This window comes from Cypionkella sp. PAMC25878 (assembly GCF_058135695.1).
In genome coordinates this window covers 3,476,743-3,492,826 of record NZ_CM176871.1, presented here as the reverse complement: position 1 = coordinate 3,492,826, position 16,084 = coordinate 3,476,743, and the positions used below count along the sequence as shown (strand labels likewise).

Below are 16,084 nucleotides of genomic sequence, written 5' to 3'. Positions count from 1 at the left end.
CAACTTAAGATTGCTTACTGATAAGTTAACATACACCGGTTGCCGCGCGTTTTGCAGACAATCTCAACAAATGGTAAACACCCAAGCGTCACCAGCGAACGGTGCCAAAGGAGCAAGCGATGACAGTTTCGATGACAGGATTCGCCGCACGCAAAGGGCAGGGGGCGGGCTATGCTTGGGCTTGGGACATCCGCTCGGTGAACGGCAAGGGCCTTGACCTGCGCCTGCGTCTGCCCGATTGGATCGACGGCTTGGAACTCGCCCTGCGCGCCGAACTCAGCCGCGCCCTGCACCGCGGCAACGTCAGCCTGTCGCTGAAAGCTACCCGCGATGCTGGGGCCGAGGGTGCCGAACCCCTCCGCCTCAACCCCGCCACGCTGTCCGCCGTCCTCAGCGCCTTGGCCCAAATCGAAGACGCAGCTATGGCCGCAGGGGTTACTCTTGGCCAGCCCACCAGCGCCGACGTTCTCGCCGCGCGTGGCGTCATTGATGCCGCTAGCACCGACACCGACCCCACCCCGATCCGCACCGCCCTTCTCGACGACTTGCCCGGATTGCTCAGCGATTTCCGAGCCATGCGCGCCGCCGAAGGCGTTGCCCTGAACAGCGTGATCGCCGCCCAACTCGACAAGATCACCGATCTCACCCAACAAGCTGACACCGAGGCCACCGCCCGCCGCGACGCAGCCCCCGCCACCCTGCGCGACGCGCTCACGAAAGTCCTCGTCAATGCCGAAGGCGTCGACGAGACGCGCCTCGCCCAAGAACTCGCCCTGACCGCAGTAAAAAACGATGTCACCGAAGAACTCGACCGCCTGCGCGCCCATATTGAAGCTGCCCGTGATCTGTTGACTGAAGCGGGGCAGGTGGGCCGCAAATTTGATTTTCTGATGCAGGAATTCATGCGCGAGGCCAATACCTTGTGTTCCAAATCTCAAAGCCTTTCACTCACCCGCATCGGGCTTGACCTGAAGACCGTGATAGATCAGATGCGCGAACAGGTTCAAAACGTGGAATAATCATGGCCCAAACCCTCACCCGACGCGGCCTTTTGCTGATCCTGTCCTCACCGTCCGGTGCGGGCAAATCCACCCTCGCCCGCAGGCTGATGCAATGGGACCCGACCTTGCGCTTTTCCATCTCGGCCACCACCCGCCAACCGCGCCCCGGCGAACAAGATGGCCGGGAATACTATTTCCACAGCCGCGCCGCCTTCGAGGCCCTCGTGCAAGCCGATGAGATGTTGGAACATGCCGAAGTGTTCGGCAACTTTTACGGCTCGCCAAAAGCCCCGGTCGAGGCTGCCATGCGTGAAGGCCGCGACACTCTGTTTGATATTGATTGGCAAGGCGGCCAGCAAATCCGCAACTCATCCTTGGGTCGCGACGTGGTGTCGATCTTCATCCTGCCGCCTTCCATCGCTGAATTGGAAGCCCGCCTGCGCGCCCGCGCGCAGGATTCAGACGAGATCATCGCAGGCCGAATGGAGAAATCCCGCGATGAAATCAGCCATTGGGCCGAATATGACTACGTCATCATCAATCGCGATATCGACAGTGCGTTCAATGAGTTGACGGCCATTCTTCGAGCAGAACGCCTGAAACGCGACCGTCAACCTGATCTGTCCGATTTCGTCCGCAATCTGAACCGAGAGTTTGAAACCCGATGATCTACTTACTCGACGGAATGACCCCGCAAATTGACCCTTCGGCTTGGGTCGCCGACACTGCCGTGCTGATCGGCAAGATCACACTGGAGCAAGACGCGAACATCTGGTTCGGGGCGATCTTGCGTGGAGACAATGAAGAAATCTTCGTCGGGCGCGGCAGCAACATTCAGGAAAATTCGGTGCTGCACACCGATATGGGCTATCCGCTGACCATCGGTGCCAACTGTACCATCGGCCACAAGGCGATGCTGCACGGCTGCACCATTGGCGAGGGCAGCTTGATCGGCATGGGCGCGACCATCCTGAACGGGGCCAAAATCGGTAAAGGCTGCCTGATCGGGGCAGGGGCGCTGATCACCGAAGGCAAAGAGATTCCCGATGGCAGCTTGGTGATGGGCGCGCCCGGCAAGGTGGTGCGCCAGTTGGACGCCGAGGCGCAAGCGCGGCTGCTGAAATCGGCGACCGGCTATCAAGCCAACGCGAGGCGCTTTGCCAAGGGGCTGGTATTGCTCAAATAAAAAGGGGGCTGATTGGCCCCCGAAACGTCGTAGATTTTCAGGCCAGAGCCCGGCAGCTTAACCCCAGACAGCCTTGCGGGCGATGCGTTCTGCATCCTCGGGGAAGATGCCCAGATCGAGTGCGACCCGGCGCGGCATCCCAGCAATTTCGTCACGGGTGCGACGATACAGGGCATGTTTCTCGGCAGCGGTACGCAGTTGAGCAATAAGCGATTTCATAGTGTTTCCTTTTCCTCTGCGATGACTTGGCCCGGATGGCTTTGTCCCTTTCGCATGATCAGAATATAGGAAAGCTGTTAGCGCCAACAACCGACAATGCTGCGATGCGGCATTGCGTTTTGTGCATGGCTTGTGCGCGGTAACGGAAAGGGGCACCCAAGGGCACCCCCAAACCGATTTCTATCAGAAATCGTGCCGGAATTCGCGCGAATTCCGCCCTACGTCAAGGTCAGATCAGCTTACCCATCGCCACAGCGGTATCCGCCATCCGGTTCGAGAAGCCCCATTCATTGTCGTACCACGACAGGATCGAGCAGAACGTGCCGTCCATCACCTTGGTCTGATCCATGTGGAACACCGAGGAATGCGGGTCATGGTTGAAATCCGACGAGACATTCTTGAACTCGGTATAACCTAGAATCCCCTTCAACGGCCCGGAAGTCGCAGCCGCTTTGATCGCCGCGTTGATTTCTTCAACGCTCGTCGCACGTTTTGCGATGAACTTCAGATCGACCACTGAGACGTTCGGGGTGGGGACGCGAATTGCGAAGCCATCCAAACGGCCTTTCAGTTCGGGCAGCACCAGACCAACCGCCTTAGCAGCCCCGGTCGAAGTCGGGATCATGCTCAAAGCCGCAGCGCGTCCGCGATACAGGTCCTTGTGCATGGTATCCAGTGTCGGCTGATCGCCAGTATAGCTGTGGATCGTCGTCATCATGCCTTTTTCGATGCCGATCAGCTTGTTCAGCACGTAAGCCACCGGCGACAGGCAGTTGGTGGTGCAAGAGGCGTTGGAAACCACCAAATCCGCCGAAGTCAGCGTGTCATGGTTCACCCCATAAACGATGGTCTTATCCGCATCCTCACCCGGGGCCGAGATCAGCACGCGTTTCGCACCATTCTCAAGATGTGCCTTGCACTTCTCTTTGCTGGTGAAAATCCCTGTGCATTCCAGCACGATATCGACATCGCCCCACGGCAATTCCGCCGGATTGCGCAGAGCCGTCACCCGCATCGGCCCACGGCCCACATCAATCGTGTCGGCGGTGGTGGTCACCACATGCGGGAAGCGGCCATGCACCGAATCAAAGCGCAGCAAATGCGCGTTGGTTTCCACTGGGCCCAGATCGTTGATCGCGATCACGTCGATATCGGTGCGTCCCGATTCGATGATCGCGCGCAGCACGTTGCGGCCAATGCGGCCAAATCCGTTAATGGCGACTTTTACGGCCATGCAAACCTCCTGAAAACAGCGCGACTCACGCGCGAAATGCTAGCGCTAACATCACGAAATTGGCGTGACAATCAACGATAAAGGCGAACCTTACCGCCAGATCATCACATATTGAACCAGATCGCCAAGCTTGCGTAGCAAAAACACCGAAGCGTGACCACTGTTGAACGCCGCATCCGCCGCAATCGCGGCGGCAATCAGCAGGGCAAGCACCAAAGCAATACGGTCGGTCACGGCATCTCCGCTTTATTGCAGCAGCCGCCCCATCACCCCGGCCACATCGGCCATGCGGCAGGAAAAGCCCCATTCATTGTCATACCAAGCCAAAACCCGCACCGAGCGTCCCACAACTTTGGTCTGGTCTGGCGCGAAGATAGACGAATGTGGCGTATGATTGAAGTCGATTGATACTTTGGGTTCCGGGTCATAGGCCATCACCATGCCCATATAGCCCGAGGCCGCCGCGCGCACGATCTCATTGACCTCATTCACCGTCACCGATTTCTTCGCGATGAAGGTCAGATCCACCGCCGAGACATTCGGCGTTGGCACCCGGATGGAGGATCCATCCAGCAGCCCCGCCAATTCCGGCAGGACATCCCCCAGCGCACGGGCCGCACCCGTCGAGGTCGGAATCATCGCCATAGAAGCCGCCCGTGCGCGGTAAAGATCCTTGTGGCGGCGGTCCAAAGTCGGCTGATCGCCGGTATAGCTGTGGATCGTCGTCATGATCCCGCTTTCAATCCCAATGGCATCGTTCAAAACCTTCGCCAAAGGCGCGAGGCAGTTCGTCGTGCAAGATGCGTTGGAAACCACATGATGATCCGCCGTCAGCGCGCGATGATTGACGCCATACACCACCGTCATATCCGCGCGCTTGGCAGGGGCCGAGACCAACACCCGCTTCGCGCCGCGCCCCAGATGCACCGCTGCCTTCTCACGCTCGTTGAACTGCCCGGTGCATTCCAGCACCACATCGACGCCGTCCCAATCCAATTCTTCGGGGTTATAGGTGCTCATCACCCGCATCGGCCCACGTCCAAGGTCCAGCTCATTGCCCGAGATCTTCACCACACCCGGAAACCGCCCATGCACCGAATCATATTTCAGCAGGTGGGCATTGGTCTCAATCGGCCCAGTCGCATTGATCGCCACCACCTGCACATCATTGCGCGCGGACTCGGCAATATGCGCCAAAGTGCAGCGGCCAATGCGGCCAAATCCGTTGATCCCGATGGTTATCATGCGCGCACCCCTTGGTTTCGACCTCTATCCCATTTTGCTATAGGCAAGCCGGACGCGGGCGAAAAGTATAAAAACGACACAAATTCAATATGTTATCGCAAACATTGTCTGTTCGCGCTAACAAGTCACAGGCTTTGCCTTTTGCCGGTGCAGCCCCTAAATAACCTCAAACAACCTTGGGGCAGGCATGAGCGGTTTACTGGCACTACTGGATGATGTCGCGGCCATCGCCAAAGTCGCGGCGGCTTCGATTGATGACATCGCCGGGGCTGCGGCGAAAGCCGGGGCGAAAGCGGCTGGCGTGGTGATCGACGATGCCGCTGTGACGCCGAAATACGTCCACGGTTTTGAGGCCAAGCGCGAGCTGCCGATCATCTACCGCATCGCCAAGGGCTCGTTGAAAAACAAGCTGATTATCCTGCTGCCCGGCCTGTTGGCGCTGAACGCTTTCCTGCCGCAAGCCATCACGCCCTTGCTGATGCTGGGCGGGGCCTATCTGTGCTTTGAGGGTGCGGAAAAGGTCTATCACGCTTTGATGCCCCATGCCGATGAGCAGATCGAGGCCGATTTCGACACCAAAGACCCCGCCCATCTCGAAGAAGAAAAGGTCGCAGGCGCGATCAAAACCGATTTCATCCTGTCGGCTGAGATCATGACCATCGCCCTCGCTGCCATCCCGGCAGGCAGCTTCTGGATGGAGGCGATCACCCTCGCCATCGTCGGCACCATGATCACCGTCGTGGTTTACGGCGCGGTGGCTTTGATCGTCAAAATGGACGACATCGGCCTGCACATGGCGGCGAACCGCAAAACCTCTGCCGCCCGCGCCTTTGGCCGTGGCCTTGTCACCGCGATGCCAAAACTGATGAGCTTCCTCTCTACCGTCGGCACCCTCGCGATGCTCTGGGTTGGCGGCAATATCATCGTGCACGGTCTGGACGTTTTGGGCCAACACGAACCCTACAGCACCATCCACCATTGGGCCGTCGCCGCAGCCGAGACCTTGCCGCAAGCCGCTGGTCTGGTGGAGTGGGCCGTGACCGCCGCCTGCGATGGCGTGCTGGGTCTGGCCTTGGGCTTGGCTCTGATTCCCGTTACCACAAAAATCGTGCTGCCCGCTTGGGCTGCAATCACCGGAACGAAAAAGGCCGCGCATTAAGCGCGGCCCCATCGAAATTTGAGAAATTTCGTCCCGGATTTTAACAAAATCCGCAAACGCCGTGAGGGTAGGGTGGGGTTTAACCCCACCGCACCATTCACATCACAGCAACGCTTTGACCTTGGCCACCGCGTTGTCTGCCGTGATGCCAAACTCTTTGTACAGCCGCTCCATGGGAGCAGATGCACCAAAGCTCGACATCCCAACGAAATCAGCCTTGCCATCACGGCCACGCTCGCCGAGCAACCAGCGATCCCAGCCCTGACGCACGCCGGCTTCAATCGCCACCCGCACCGGACCAGCTGGCAGCACTTTGCGGCGATAAGCCTCGTCCTGTGCCGCAAACAATTCCATCGACGGCACCGACACAACCCGCGTGCCAATGCCTTCGGCTTGCAGCAGATCGCGGGCTTTCAACGCGATTTCCACTTCCGAGCCCGTCGCCATCAGAATGACCTGCCGCTTGCCGACGGCCTCCTCCAGCACATAAGCGCCCTTGGCGACCATATTGGTGTTGGTATGCACCTTGCGCACGGTCGGCAGATTTTGACGGCTCAGCGCCAGCACCGAAGGCGTTTTCTTCGAGGTCAGCGCAATCTCCCAGGCCTCAGCCGTCTCGACCAAATCCGCCGGGCGGAAAACATAAGTATTCGGGGTCGCCCGCGAAATCGCCAGATGCTCCACCGGCTGGTGGGTCGGGCCATCCTCGCCCAAACCGATGGAATCATGCGTCATCACATAGACCACCGGAATCCCCATCAGCGCCGACAGACGCATCGCGGGCCGCGCATAATCGGTGAAGCACATGAAGGTGCCCGAATACGGGCGCACCCCGCCATGCAAAGCCATGCCGTTCATCGCTGAAGCCATGCCATGCTCGCGGATGCCATAATAGACGTAGCGACCCTTGCGGTCCTCAACGCCAAACACCCCCAGATCAGCGGTCTTGGTGTTGACCGATCCGGTCAAATCCGCCGAGCCGCCAATGGTTTCCGGCAAAATCGGGTTCACCGCCGCCAGCACTTTTTCGGACGCCGAACGGGTGGCAAGCTTTGCTCTCCCTTCCGAGGCCGCCTTCTTCACGCCGCGAATGACCGCTGGCAGTTTCGCCACCACATCGCCCGCGAAAATCCGTTTGAATTCAGCCTGCTTGGCCGGGGAAAGCGCCGCAAACCGCGCCTCCCATTCAGCATGTGCCACACCGCCACGCACCCCAAAAGCCTCCCACTGCGCCTTAATCTTGGCGGGAATAACGAAGGGCTCAGAAGTCCAGCCATAAGCCTCTTTCGTGGCTTTCATCTGCGCCGCATCGGTCAAAGCGCCGTGGCCCTTCGAGGTATCCTGCGCCGCATGGCCCAAAGCGATATGGGTCTTGCAATCAATCAGCGTCGGCTTGTCGGATTTCTTCGCAGCCGTCAAAGCCCGGTCAATATCCACCGGATCATGACCGTCGCAGTGCAGCACATTCCAGCCGCTTGCCGCAAACCGCGCCCGCTGATCGGTCACATCCGACATAGAAACCTTGCCATCAATGGTGATGCCGTTGTTGTCCCACATCACGATCAAGCGGCTCAACTGCAGTTTCCCAGCCAAACCAATGGCTTCCTGAGAAACACCCTCCATCAGACAGCCATCGCCCGCGATCACATAAGTATAGTGATCCTGAACCTTAGCCCCCCAACGCGCCCGCAAATTCTCCTCGGCAATCGCAAAACCGACCGAATTGGCAATGCCCTGACCCAGCGGCCCGGTGGTGGTTTCCACGCCAGAGACATGACCATATTCCGGATGACCTGCGGTAATCGCGCCCCACTGACGGAAGTTCTTGATCTGCTCAATCGTCATATCGGCATACCCCGTAAGGTATAGCAGCGAATAGATCAGCATCGAGCCATGGCCCGCCGACAGAATGAAGCGATCGCGGTCCGCCCAACGCGGCGCTTTCGGATCAAACTTCAGATGTTTTTCAAACAACACCGTCGCCACATCCGCCATGCCCATCGGCATGCCAGAATGGCCGGAATTGGCGGCGGCAACGGCGTCCAAAGTCAGCGTGCGGATGGCGGCGGCGCGCATCCAATGATCGGGGTGGGCGGTGCGAAGCGTCTGGATATCCAAGGCTGATGTCCTGTTCATAAGATTGGGTGGGCTGAAAGCTGCATAACAGCCCGTGCGGCAAGATCAAGCGCGCCCCGCAAGGCCTTGGACGCAAAAGACAAGACGGCCCCGCGCCAAGCCGCTAAGATCGCCCTTAACGCAAGGCTTTGCCGATTCGCGAGCCGCGGGTAGGGCAGGGCCAGCCCAGAAGAAACAGAAAGGGCGTAAGACCCATGCAGGATATCGCAGAACTCGAACGGCGCATCACCGCAGCCCTCGAACGCATCGGGTGCGGGGTGGAAAACCTCAGCGCCGCCGTGCCAATGCCATCGGACAACCCCACGGCGATGCTGCCCGAAAGCGATTTCGCGGTGCTGAACGAAAAACTTGACGAAGAGCGCATGCTCAACGCCCAGCTGCAGGAACGCCTTCGCGCGGTGCATCAAAAGGATGAGGCCACGAAATCTGCACTCACCGATGAACTCTCGGCGCTGAACGCCCAGCTTGCCGCGCAATCCGAGGAACTCGCCCGCCTGCGCGCCACCTCCGCGGCATTGAACGAAGAACTCGCCGCCCTGCGCGATGTCGCCGAGTTGGGTGTCACCGAACCCGAGCATATCAACAAAGCCATGCTGGCCGAACTTGACGCCTTGCGCAGCGCCCGCGCCTCTGAGGCCGAGGAGCTCTCGGAAATCATCGCCGCGCTGAACCCGCTGATTGAGGAGGCCGCCGCCAATGCCTGATATCGAAATCACCATCGGGGGCCGCAATTTCACCGTGTCCTGCCAACCCGGCGAGGAACATTTCCTGCGCGGTGCGGCTGGGATGCTGGATACCGAAGCCACGCCCTTGGTCGCCCAAATGGGTCGGCTGCCGGAATCGCGGATGCTGCTGATGGCAGGCCTGATGTTGGCTGATAAAACCGCCGCGATTGAGGATGAAAACCGCCAGCTGAAACTGAAACTGGCCGAGATCGAATCCCGCCCGCAGCCCGAACGCGAGAAAATTGAGGTCGCCGTGGTCCCGCCTGGCCTGCGGGAAACTCTCGCCGAAATCGCTGCAAGGGCCGAGGCGATGGCCGCTTCCGTCGAGGATCGTCTGCAATGATCCGCACATTTGCCTTGCTGGCGCTGCTTGCCGCCTGCACGCCCGAAGAAGCCCCACCGCCCGTCGCCGATGCCGGCACGACGCAGTATTTGTGCGCGGACGGGACGATCATCCCGGTTCTTCAAGGCACTGACGGCAATATCAGAATCACCGTGAAGGGCGAAAACTTCAACCTGATTGCCGAAGAAGCCGCCTCTGGCGCCCGCTATGGCTGGCCCTCGGACGGGTCTAACTATGTCTGGTGGACCAAGGGCAAAGAGGGCACGCTCTACTGGAAAGACGGCACCAAAGGCGGCTCCGAGTCCGTGCTGCACGCCGATTGCAAAGAACAGTAACCAAACGCCAAACTCCGCAGCATTTGATTAAAATTTGCGTTCACGTTGGCTCAAATATCCCGGGGGTGCGGGGGCTGGCCCCCGCTCCAACAGATCAACCAGCGTTCGCTTCCCGGATTTTCTCCGCCGCTGCTTTGTCAAACGCCACGCCATTGGCCTCCAACAACGCATCCAGCTCGCCCGACAGCGTCATCTCGATGGCAATATCGCAGCCGCCGACAAATTCGCCCTTAACGTAAAGCTGCGGAATAGTCGGCCAATCCGAAAATTCCTTGATGCCCTGGCGAATTTCAGCATCTGCCAGCACGTTCACATCGGCATATTCGACGCCGAGGTAATTCAAAATCCCCGCCACTTTCGACGAGAAGCCACATTGCGGCATCAACTTGTTGCCCTTCATAAACAACACGACGTCGTTTTTCGTCACGGTGTCTTTGATCATCTCAAGAGCGTTTGACATAGCGTTTCCCTTTCCTCGCGCGCGCTTTGGCGCGGGTTTTAGTCTGTTTTGTTTTCACGGCTTTGGTGCTTCCAGAAGACCCGCTAAAAATCGACGACAATACATCGGTGATCAGATCACCTACCCAGTCAGCAGCCGCGTGGCAGGCTGCTGAAATCACTCCGGCGCTTTCGTCGTCAGCGCCAGCGCGTGCAGCGCACCACTTGGCCCATCCATCTTGCCCTTCAAACTGGCATAAACCGCGCGCTGTTGTTGCACCCGGTTCATGCCCTTGAAGCTGGCATCAATCACCTCGGCCGAGAAATGCGCGCCATCGTCGCCCTGCACGGTGATGCGGGCATCGGGAAACGCCGCGCGGATCAGGCCTTCAATTTCATGGGCTTCAATCGCCATTGCGCACTCCTTGGCAGTTCACCGCAAATGTAAGCTTGGGGGCGGGGCGCTGCAAGAGGCCAATCAGCCCCGCGCCTGCCACTCATTGCGCATCATGCCATAGATCATCAAGTCCACAACGCGCCCCAAAACAGGCCGATACCAATGCCCGCGCAGCCGCCCCTCCAGCGCAAACCCCGCCCGAACGTAAGCCGCCTGCGCCCGCAAATTCTCACCCGAGGCATCCAGCCACAACCGCTCCGCGCCCAAATCCTCAAACGCATAACCGATCATCGCGCGCAAAAACGCCTGACCCTCACCGCGCCCAGCAAGGTCCAGTGCCAACCTGCGCAATTCAACCACACCCGCGCCATCCTGCGGCACCGCATAAAGAGCAAACCCACGCGGCCCCTGATCGTCTTCCCAGATCAGCAACCGCGCCGCAGGGCTGGTCAGATACGCAGAAAGCGCCGCCTCATCCTCATCGGTGATAAAAGGCGCAAACTCCGCCCGCCCCGCGACGCTGCGGATAAAGCTAAAATCACCAGCTAGGGCAGGACGCAGCCTCACCCCACCGCCTTCTCAAAGGCACTACGATAGAGCGCCGACAATTCCGCCAGCGAGGCCTTGTCGCCGCCAAAGTCAACCGAACCGCCGCCAAAGCTGCCTACCCGGACCACCTCAAGCCCGCCCAGCAAAGCCGCCGCTTCCAACTTCGCAGCCCCCGCTTCATCCGCAGCGATCAAATACCGCGCCTGATCCTCGCCAAACAGCGTCGGAATATCGCCCGCGATCAGCGCCACACCCAAACCCGCGCCCTCGGCCATCTCAAACGCCGCCAGTCCAAGCCCGCCATCCGCCAAATCGGTGCAAGCCCGAATGGCTTTGCGGTTCGCCAGAATGAAATCCCCGCTCGCCTTCTCTGCGTCCAGATCAACACGCGGAGCATCCCCCGCCTCGATCCCAAAGGCCTCGGCCAACAGTGCCGACTGCCCCAGATGCCCAAACGTCTCGCCCACAACCAGCGCCACATCGCCCGCCATCGGACGCCCGGCGATCAGATCATCCAACGAGGCCAAAATCCCCACCGCGCCAATCGTCGGCGTCGGCAAAATCCCCGAACCATCCGTCTCATTATACAATGACACGTTGCCCGAAACGATCGGCATATCCAGCGCCAGCACAGCCGCGCCAATGCCCTTAATCGCCCCGACCATTTGCCCCATGATCTCCGGCTTTTCGGGGTTGCCGAAGTTGAGGTTATCTGTCGTAGCCAAAGGCTTAGCCCCGACAGCGATCAGGTTCCGGTAAGCTTCCGCCACCGCCTGCTTACCACCTTCAAACGGATTCGCCTTTACATAGCGCGGCGTCACATCCGAGGTGAACGCCAGCGCCTTGCCCGTGCCATGCACCCGCACAACCCCTGCACCAGCCCCCGGCGCCACCACCGTATCTGCCCCAACCATGCTATCATACTGCTCGTAAACCCAAGCTTTCTGCGCATAATTGGGCGAACCGATCAACGCCCGCAGCCCCGCAATCGCGCCAATCACAGGCACATCCCCCAAGGCCGCAGCCGCAGGCGTTTCCACCCAAGGCCGATCATATTCTGGCGCAGAGGAAGACAACTTAGACAAAGGCAAATCCGCTTTCACCTCATTGCCATGCAGGATCAGGAAGCGATCCTCGGGAATAGTCTCGCCGACAATGGCAAAATCCAGATCCCATTTCACAAAAATCGCCCGCGCCACATCCTCCAGTTCCGGCTTCAGAACCATCAGCATCCGCTCTTGGCTCTCGGACAACATCATCTCATAAGCCGTCATGTTGGTTTCGCGCTGCGGCACTGCATCGAGTTGCAGCTTGATCCCCAAGCCGCCCTTATCGCCCATCTCGACCGCCGAGCAGGTCAGCCCAGCCGCGCCCATATCTTGAATGGAAATCACCGCCCCCGAAGCCATCAGTTCCAGACAAGCCTCCAACAGCCGCTTTTCGGTGAAGGGGTCGCCAACCTGCACGGTGGGGCGCTTTTCCTCAATCGTGTCGTCAAACTCAGCCGAGGCCATCGTCGCCCCGCCGACGCCATCCCGCCCCGTCTTGGCGCCCAAGTAAACCACTGGCATCCCCACACCCGAGGCCACCGAATAGAAAATCTTGTCGGCATCCGCCAACCCGGCGGCAAAAGCGTTCACCAGACAGTTGCCGTTATACGATTTATGAAACCGCACCTCGCCCGCAACCGTCGGCACGCCAAACGCATTGCCATAAGATCCAACGCCCTCAACCACGCCCTTCACCAGATAGCCGGTTTTCGGATGCGACGGCACCCCGAACGACAGCGAGTTCATCGCCGCAATCGGCCGCGCCCCCATGGTGAACACATCGCGCAAAATCCCGCCAACGCCCGTCGCAGCGCCCTGATGCGGCTCGATATAGGACGGGTGGTTGTGCGACTCCATCTTGAAGATCACCGCCTGCCCGTCGCCAATATTGACAACCCCGGCGTTCTCGCCCGGTCCACAAATCACCTGCGGCCCAGTAGTCGGCAAGGTCCGCAGCCAACGCTTCGACGACTTATAGCTGCAATGCTCATTCCACATCGCCGAGAAAATCCCCAGCTCGGTGAACGAAGGCTCCCGCCCGATGATCTCCAGCAGCCGCTGATATTCATCCGGCTTCATGCCATGCTTTGCGATCAGATCAGGCGTGATGGCAGGCTCGGTCATGGCATTCCCCGGATATATGAGAGTTGCGGGCGTCATAGGCCAAGCGCGCCAACAGGGAAAGGGCCGGGGCAAATTTCGCGCAATTATTTCGCTGCCTCCGGACTTATTTTGCGTCCTTTGTCGAAATCCAGCCGCGCCAAACGTCCTTGTGCTATCGAAACCCAAGAAGGAGACGAAAATGCAATTCATCGCCCTGATCTATTCCACCCCCGGCAGCGAACCGCCCCATGGCAGCCCCGAATTTGACGCCTTCATGCAGGGCTATTTCGCCCTCACCGCCAAGCTGAAAGCCGATGGCGCCTATCTCGCGGGCGAAGGCCTGAAATCCGTGCAAACCGCCACCTCCGTCCGGCTGCGCGGCGGCAAAGTCGAAACCATGGACGGCCCGTTTGCCGAAACCAAAGAACACCTCGGCGGCTTTTATCTGTTCAACGCCGCAAGCCTAGAGGCCGCCATCGCCTATGCCGCGATGATCCCCTCGGTGGCCTGGGGCACCGTCGAATTGCGCCCGGTGATGGAATACTGAGGCCCAAGTATGACCGACCCCGCCGCAGCTTTAGCCGACTGCCTGCGGCGGGACCGTGGCCGCATCCTCGCCGCGCTGATCGCCCGCGTGCAAAATTTCCAGCTGGCCGAGGACGCGCTGCAAGATGCCTGCGTCTCAGCCCTGATCCATTGGGGCAGGGCGGGGCCGCCGCATCGACCCGAGGCTTGGTTGATCCGTGCCGCCTTCCGCAAAGCCATTGACCGTCTGCGCGGCGTGGCGCGTGACAGCCGCCAAACTACAGCCCTTGCGCAACTCGCCCGCGATGAGGCCGCCGATGATCCCGCCAGCATCCCCGACGAACGCCTCAGGCTGATCTTCACCTGTTGCCACCCGGCGCTAGATGAAAAATCCCGCTGTGCACTGACCCTGCGCACCGTCTGCAGCCTTTCCACCGCGGAAATCGCCGCCGCCTTCCTCGATACGGAGTCCACCATGGGCCAGCGCATCACCCGCGCCAAAGCCCGCATCGCCGCTCTGCACCTGCGTTTTGATCTGCCCGACCCCGCCGATTGGCCGGAACGCCTACGCTCTGTGCTGACGGTGATCTACCTGATCTTCACCACCGGCCACGCCGCCGCTAACCCAAGCCTCTGCATTGAGGGGATCTTCCTCGCCCGCCTGCTGCAAACCCTGCTGCCCAATAATCCCGAAACCCAAGCCTGCCTCGCGCTGATGCTGTTCACCCAGGCCCGCACTGCTGCCCGCGCGCCAAACGGCCAGACCATCCCGCCCGGACACCAAGACCGCAGCCTGTGGAACGCCGCCGAAATCACCGAAGCCCTCAGCCTGCTGAACGCCGCCATCAGCCAAAGCCGTCCCGGCCCGATGCAGCTGAAAGCCGCCATCGCCGCCGCCCATATCCTGCCAAGCGCCCCCGATTGGGCGCAGATTGAGGCGTTTTATGCCCGCCTGTTCGAGTTGGAACCCACCCCGGTCGTAGCCCTTAATCACGCAGTGGCGCTTGCCGAAACCGGACACGCGGTGCAGGCCCTGCGCCTGCTCGAACCCCTCGCCGAAGCCCTTGCCAGCTATCAACCCTACCACGCCGCGCTTGCGCATCTGTTGGCGCTAACGGCGAATCATCCCGCCGCTTATACCGCCTACAGCCGCGCCATCGCACTTGCAGCAAATCTCGCAGACGCAGCATTTTTGGCCGAACGCCGCAAAAATCTGCTTGATGTGCGGGCAGTTAACAAAATCCCCCCCGAAAGCTAAAAAAAAGGCCGAGCTTTCGCTCGGCCAAGTCCAACAGGGAGGTATGAAGCAACAAGAGCGAACTCGACTGCTGCCTCACAGCGGTATCTATACCTATGGCTGAATTGCCTCAATGAAGAACAGGCTGCAAACGCAGCAATGCCGTCATGCGTTGCGCGCATAGCTTTGACCGAATGGTCAATTTTCACCTGATGGCGGACGCGCGCCTTTGAAATGAAAAAGCCCCGCCCATTCGGGCAAGGCTTCCTCCACCCCATAGCTTTCGCGCAGCCTACAACTGCTGCCGCTTACGAAACGCAAAGATTTCTTCGGTCACGAAATCTCGAAACGCTGACACCCGCTTCGAGTGCCGCAATTCCTCAGGATAGGCCAAAAACACCGGCACTTCCGTCGATTCCGTCTCCGGCAACACCCGCACCAGATGCGGAAAGTCTTCGGTCAGGTAATCTGGCAGCACGCCGATGCCCAGATGGTTCAACACCCCCTGCAGCACCCCGAAATAGTTGTTCACCGTCAGCGTCGAGGGAATGTCATGCGCCATCAATTCTGCCACCAAATTCGCCCCCGCCGCCACCTGAGCCGTACCCGCATGTTGGCAGATCAACCGATGCTGCGCGAAATCATCCATCGTCAGCGGCGTGCCATGTTCCGCCAGATACTCCGGCGTCGCATAAAGCCGCATCCGAATGTTCATCAACCGCTTGCGGATCAGATCAGCTTGGCTGGGCTCTTTCATCCGAATGGCCACATCCGCCTCCCGCATCGGCAGATCGAGCACGCGTTCTTCCAGCATCAAATCAATCTTCAGGCTGGGATACTTCTTATACAACGCTGGTAACCGCGGCGCCAACCACAACGTCCCAAACCCGGTCGTCGTCGTCACCCGCAACTCGCCAAATACCTCATCCTCGGAATCCCGGATCCGCGCCGCCGTGGCATCCAGTCGTTTGACCATGGCTTGGGTCGCATCATACAGCAACTCACCCTGTTCGGTCAGGATCAGCCCGCGGGCATGGCGGTGGAACAAGGTCACCGAAAGGCTCTCCTCCAGTGCGCGAATTTGTCGGCTTACGGCGGATTGCGACAGATGCAGCACTTCGCCCGCATGAGTCAGGCTGCCCTTTTCGGCAACGGCGTGAAAAATGCGCAGCTTATCCCAGTCCATCGGTCCCTCAAAATTA

The 16,084-nt window shown here is 59.7% G+C and carries 19 protein-coding genes; 9 read left to right on the top strand and 10 right to left on the bottom strand.

Annotated features, from left to right (window positions below):
• The first annotated feature begins 119 nt into the window (after nt 1–119).
• The 3 genes from ACS5RD_RS17100 to ACS5RD_RS17090 are packed head-to-tail and all read left to right on the top strand — an operon-like array spanning nt 120 to nt 2,187.
• The gene (locus tag ACS5RD_RS17100; protein WP_489928389.1) at nt 120–1,019 is read left to right on the top strand and encodes a YicC/YloC family endoribonuclease; all 900 of its coding nucleotides are present in this window, start codon (nt 120–122) and stop codon (nt 1,017–1,019) included.
• A gap of 2 nt (nt 1,020–1,021) precedes the next feature.
• On the top strand, nt 1,022–1,669 hold the full coding sequence (gmk, locus tag ACS5RD_RS17095; RefSeq protein WP_489928388.1) for a guanylate kinase: 648 nt from the start codon (nt 1,022–1,024) through the stop codon (nt 1,667–1,669).
• Nucleotides 1,666–2,187 (top strand): gamma carbonic anhydrase family protein, encoded by a 522-nt coding sequence (locus ACS5RD_RS17090; protein ID WP_489928387.1) that lies wholly within the window; start codon nt 1,666–1,668, stop codon nt 2,185–2,187. The genes gmk and ACS5RD_RS17090 overlap by 4 nt, the downstream gene beginning before the upstream one ends.
• Nucleotides 2,188–2,244: 57 nt before the next feature.
• On the opposite strand, the gene ACS5RD_RS17085 is transcribed toward ACS5RD_RS17090, so the two are convergent.
• From ACS5RD_RS17085 to gap (ACS5RD_RS17070), 4 genes are all read right to left on the bottom strand, one after another.
• On the bottom strand, nt 2,245–2,406 hold the full coding sequence (locus ACS5RD_RS17085; protein ID WP_202905586.1) for a DUF1127 domain-containing protein: 162 nt from the start codon (nt 2,404–2,406) through the stop codon (nt 2,245–2,247).
• A gap of 229 nt (nt 2,407–2,635) precedes the next feature.
• On the bottom strand, nt 2,636–3,640 hold the full coding sequence (gap, locus tag ACS5RD_RS17080; RefSeq protein WP_489928386.1) for a type I glyceraldehyde-3-phosphate dehydrogenase: 1,005 nt from the start codon (nt 3,638–3,640) through the stop codon (nt 2,636–2,638).
• Between the two features lie 90 nt (nt 3,641–3,730).
• Nucleotides 3,731–3,874 (bottom strand): hypothetical protein, encoded by a 144-nt coding sequence (locus ACS5RD_RS17075; protein ID WP_054005958.1) that lies wholly within the window; start codon nt 3,872–3,874, stop codon nt 3,731–3,733.
• Between the two features lie 12 nt (nt 3,875–3,886).
• Nucleotides 3,887–4,885: a type I glyceraldehyde-3-phosphate dehydrogenase gene (gene gap, locus ACS5RD_RS17070; RefSeq protein WP_489928385.1), complete on the bottom strand. Its 999-nt coding sequence runs from the start codon at nt 4,883–4,885 to the stop codon at nt 3,887–3,889.
• 187 nt (nt 4,886–5,072) lie between these two features.
• Here gap (ACS5RD_RS17070) and ACS5RD_RS17065 point away from each other — a divergent pair, with 187 nt between their 5' ends.
• Nucleotides 5,073–6,044: a DUF808 domain-containing protein gene (locus tag ACS5RD_RS17065; protein ID WP_489928384.1), complete on the top strand. Its 972-nt coding sequence runs from the start codon at nt 5,073–5,075 to the stop codon at nt 6,042–6,044.
• 102 nt (nt 6,045–6,146) lie between these two features.
• Here ACS5RD_RS17065 and tkt read toward each other — a convergent pair whose 3' ends face one another.
• Complete coding sequence (gene tkt, locus ACS5RD_RS17060) at nt 6,147–8,162, bottom strand: transketolase (RefSeq protein ID WP_489928383.1); 2,016 nt, start codon at nt 8,160–8,162, stop codon at nt 6,147–6,149.
• A gap of 212 nt (nt 8,163–8,374) precedes the next feature.
• On the opposite strand from tkt, the gene ACS5RD_RS17055 reads away from it, so the two are divergent.
• The 3 genes from ACS5RD_RS17055 to ACS5RD_RS17045 are packed head-to-tail and all read left to right on the top strand — an operon-like array spanning nt 8,375 to nt 9,583.
• Complete coding sequence (locus tag ACS5RD_RS17055; protein ID WP_489928382.1) at nt 8,375–8,884, top strand: hypothetical protein; 510 nt, start codon at nt 8,375–8,377, stop codon at nt 8,882–8,884.
• Complete coding sequence (locus tag ACS5RD_RS17050) at nt 8,877–9,248, top strand: cell division protein ZapA (protein WP_489928381.1); 372 nt, start codon at nt 8,877–8,879, stop codon at nt 9,246–9,248. Before ACS5RD_RS17055 ends, ACS5RD_RS17050 begins: the two co-directional genes overlap by 8 nt.
• On the top strand, nt 9,245–9,583 hold the full coding sequence (locus tag ACS5RD_RS17045; RefSeq protein ID WP_489928380.1) for an MliC family protein: 339 nt from the start codon (nt 9,245–9,247) through the stop codon (nt 9,581–9,583). Before ACS5RD_RS17050 ends, ACS5RD_RS17045 begins: the two co-directional genes overlap by 4 nt.
• A 94-nt stretch (nt 9,584–9,677) precedes the next feature.
• On the opposite strand, the gene grxD is transcribed toward ACS5RD_RS17045, so the two are convergent.
• The 4 genes from grxD to purL all read right to left on the bottom strand — a co-directional run bounded on the left by grxD (nt 9,678) and on the right by purL (nt 13,141).
• Entirely contained in the window at nt 9,678–10,043 is a 366-nt protein-coding gene (gene grxD, locus ACS5RD_RS17040; RefSeq protein WP_489928379.1) for a Grx4 family monothiol glutaredoxin, read from the bottom strand.
• 156 nt (nt 10,044–10,199) lie between these two features.
• The gene (locus ACS5RD_RS17035; RefSeq protein WP_304924212.1) at nt 10,200–10,436 is read right to left on the bottom strand and encodes a BolA/IbaG family iron-sulfur metabolism protein; all 237 of its coding nucleotides are present in this window, start codon (nt 10,434–10,436) and stop codon (nt 10,200–10,202) included.
• Between the two features lie 63 nt (nt 10,437–10,499).
• The gene (locus ACS5RD_RS17030) at nt 10,500–10,985 is read right to left on the bottom strand and encodes a GNAT family N-acetyltransferase (RefSeq protein WP_489928378.1); all 486 of its coding nucleotides are present in this window, start codon (nt 10,983–10,985) and stop codon (nt 10,500–10,502) included.
• On the bottom strand, nt 10,982–13,141 hold the full coding sequence (purL, locus tag ACS5RD_RS17025; RefSeq protein ID WP_489928377.1) for a phosphoribosylformylglycinamidine synthase subunit PurL: 2,160 nt from the start codon (nt 13,139–13,141) through the stop codon (nt 10,982–10,984). Before purL ends, ACS5RD_RS17030 begins: the two co-directional genes overlap by 4 nt.
• Nucleotides 13,142–13,319: 178 nt before the next feature.
• Between purL and ACS5RD_RS17020 the strand changes: the two genes are divergently transcribed.
• Nucleotides 13,320–13,667, top strand: coding sequence for a YciI family protein (locus ACS5RD_RS17020; RefSeq protein WP_489928376.1), 348 nt, complete (start codon nt 13,320–13,322; stop codon nt 13,665–13,667).
• A 9-nt stretch (nt 13,668–13,676) separates the two neighbouring features.
• Entirely contained in the window at nt 13,677–14,903 is a 1,227-nt protein-coding gene (locus ACS5RD_RS17015) for an RNA polymerase sigma factor (protein WP_489928375.1), read from the top strand.
• A 271-nt stretch (nt 14,904–15,174) separates the two neighbouring features.
• Here ACS5RD_RS17015 and ACS5RD_RS17010 read toward each other — a convergent pair whose 3' ends face one another.
• Nucleotides 15,175–16,068, bottom strand: a complete 894-nt coding sequence (locus ACS5RD_RS17010) for a LysR family transcriptional regulator (protein ID WP_054005970.1) — start codon at nt 16,066–16,068, stop codon at nt 15,175–15,177.
• Between the last annotated feature and the right edge of the window lie 16 nt (nt 16,069–16,084).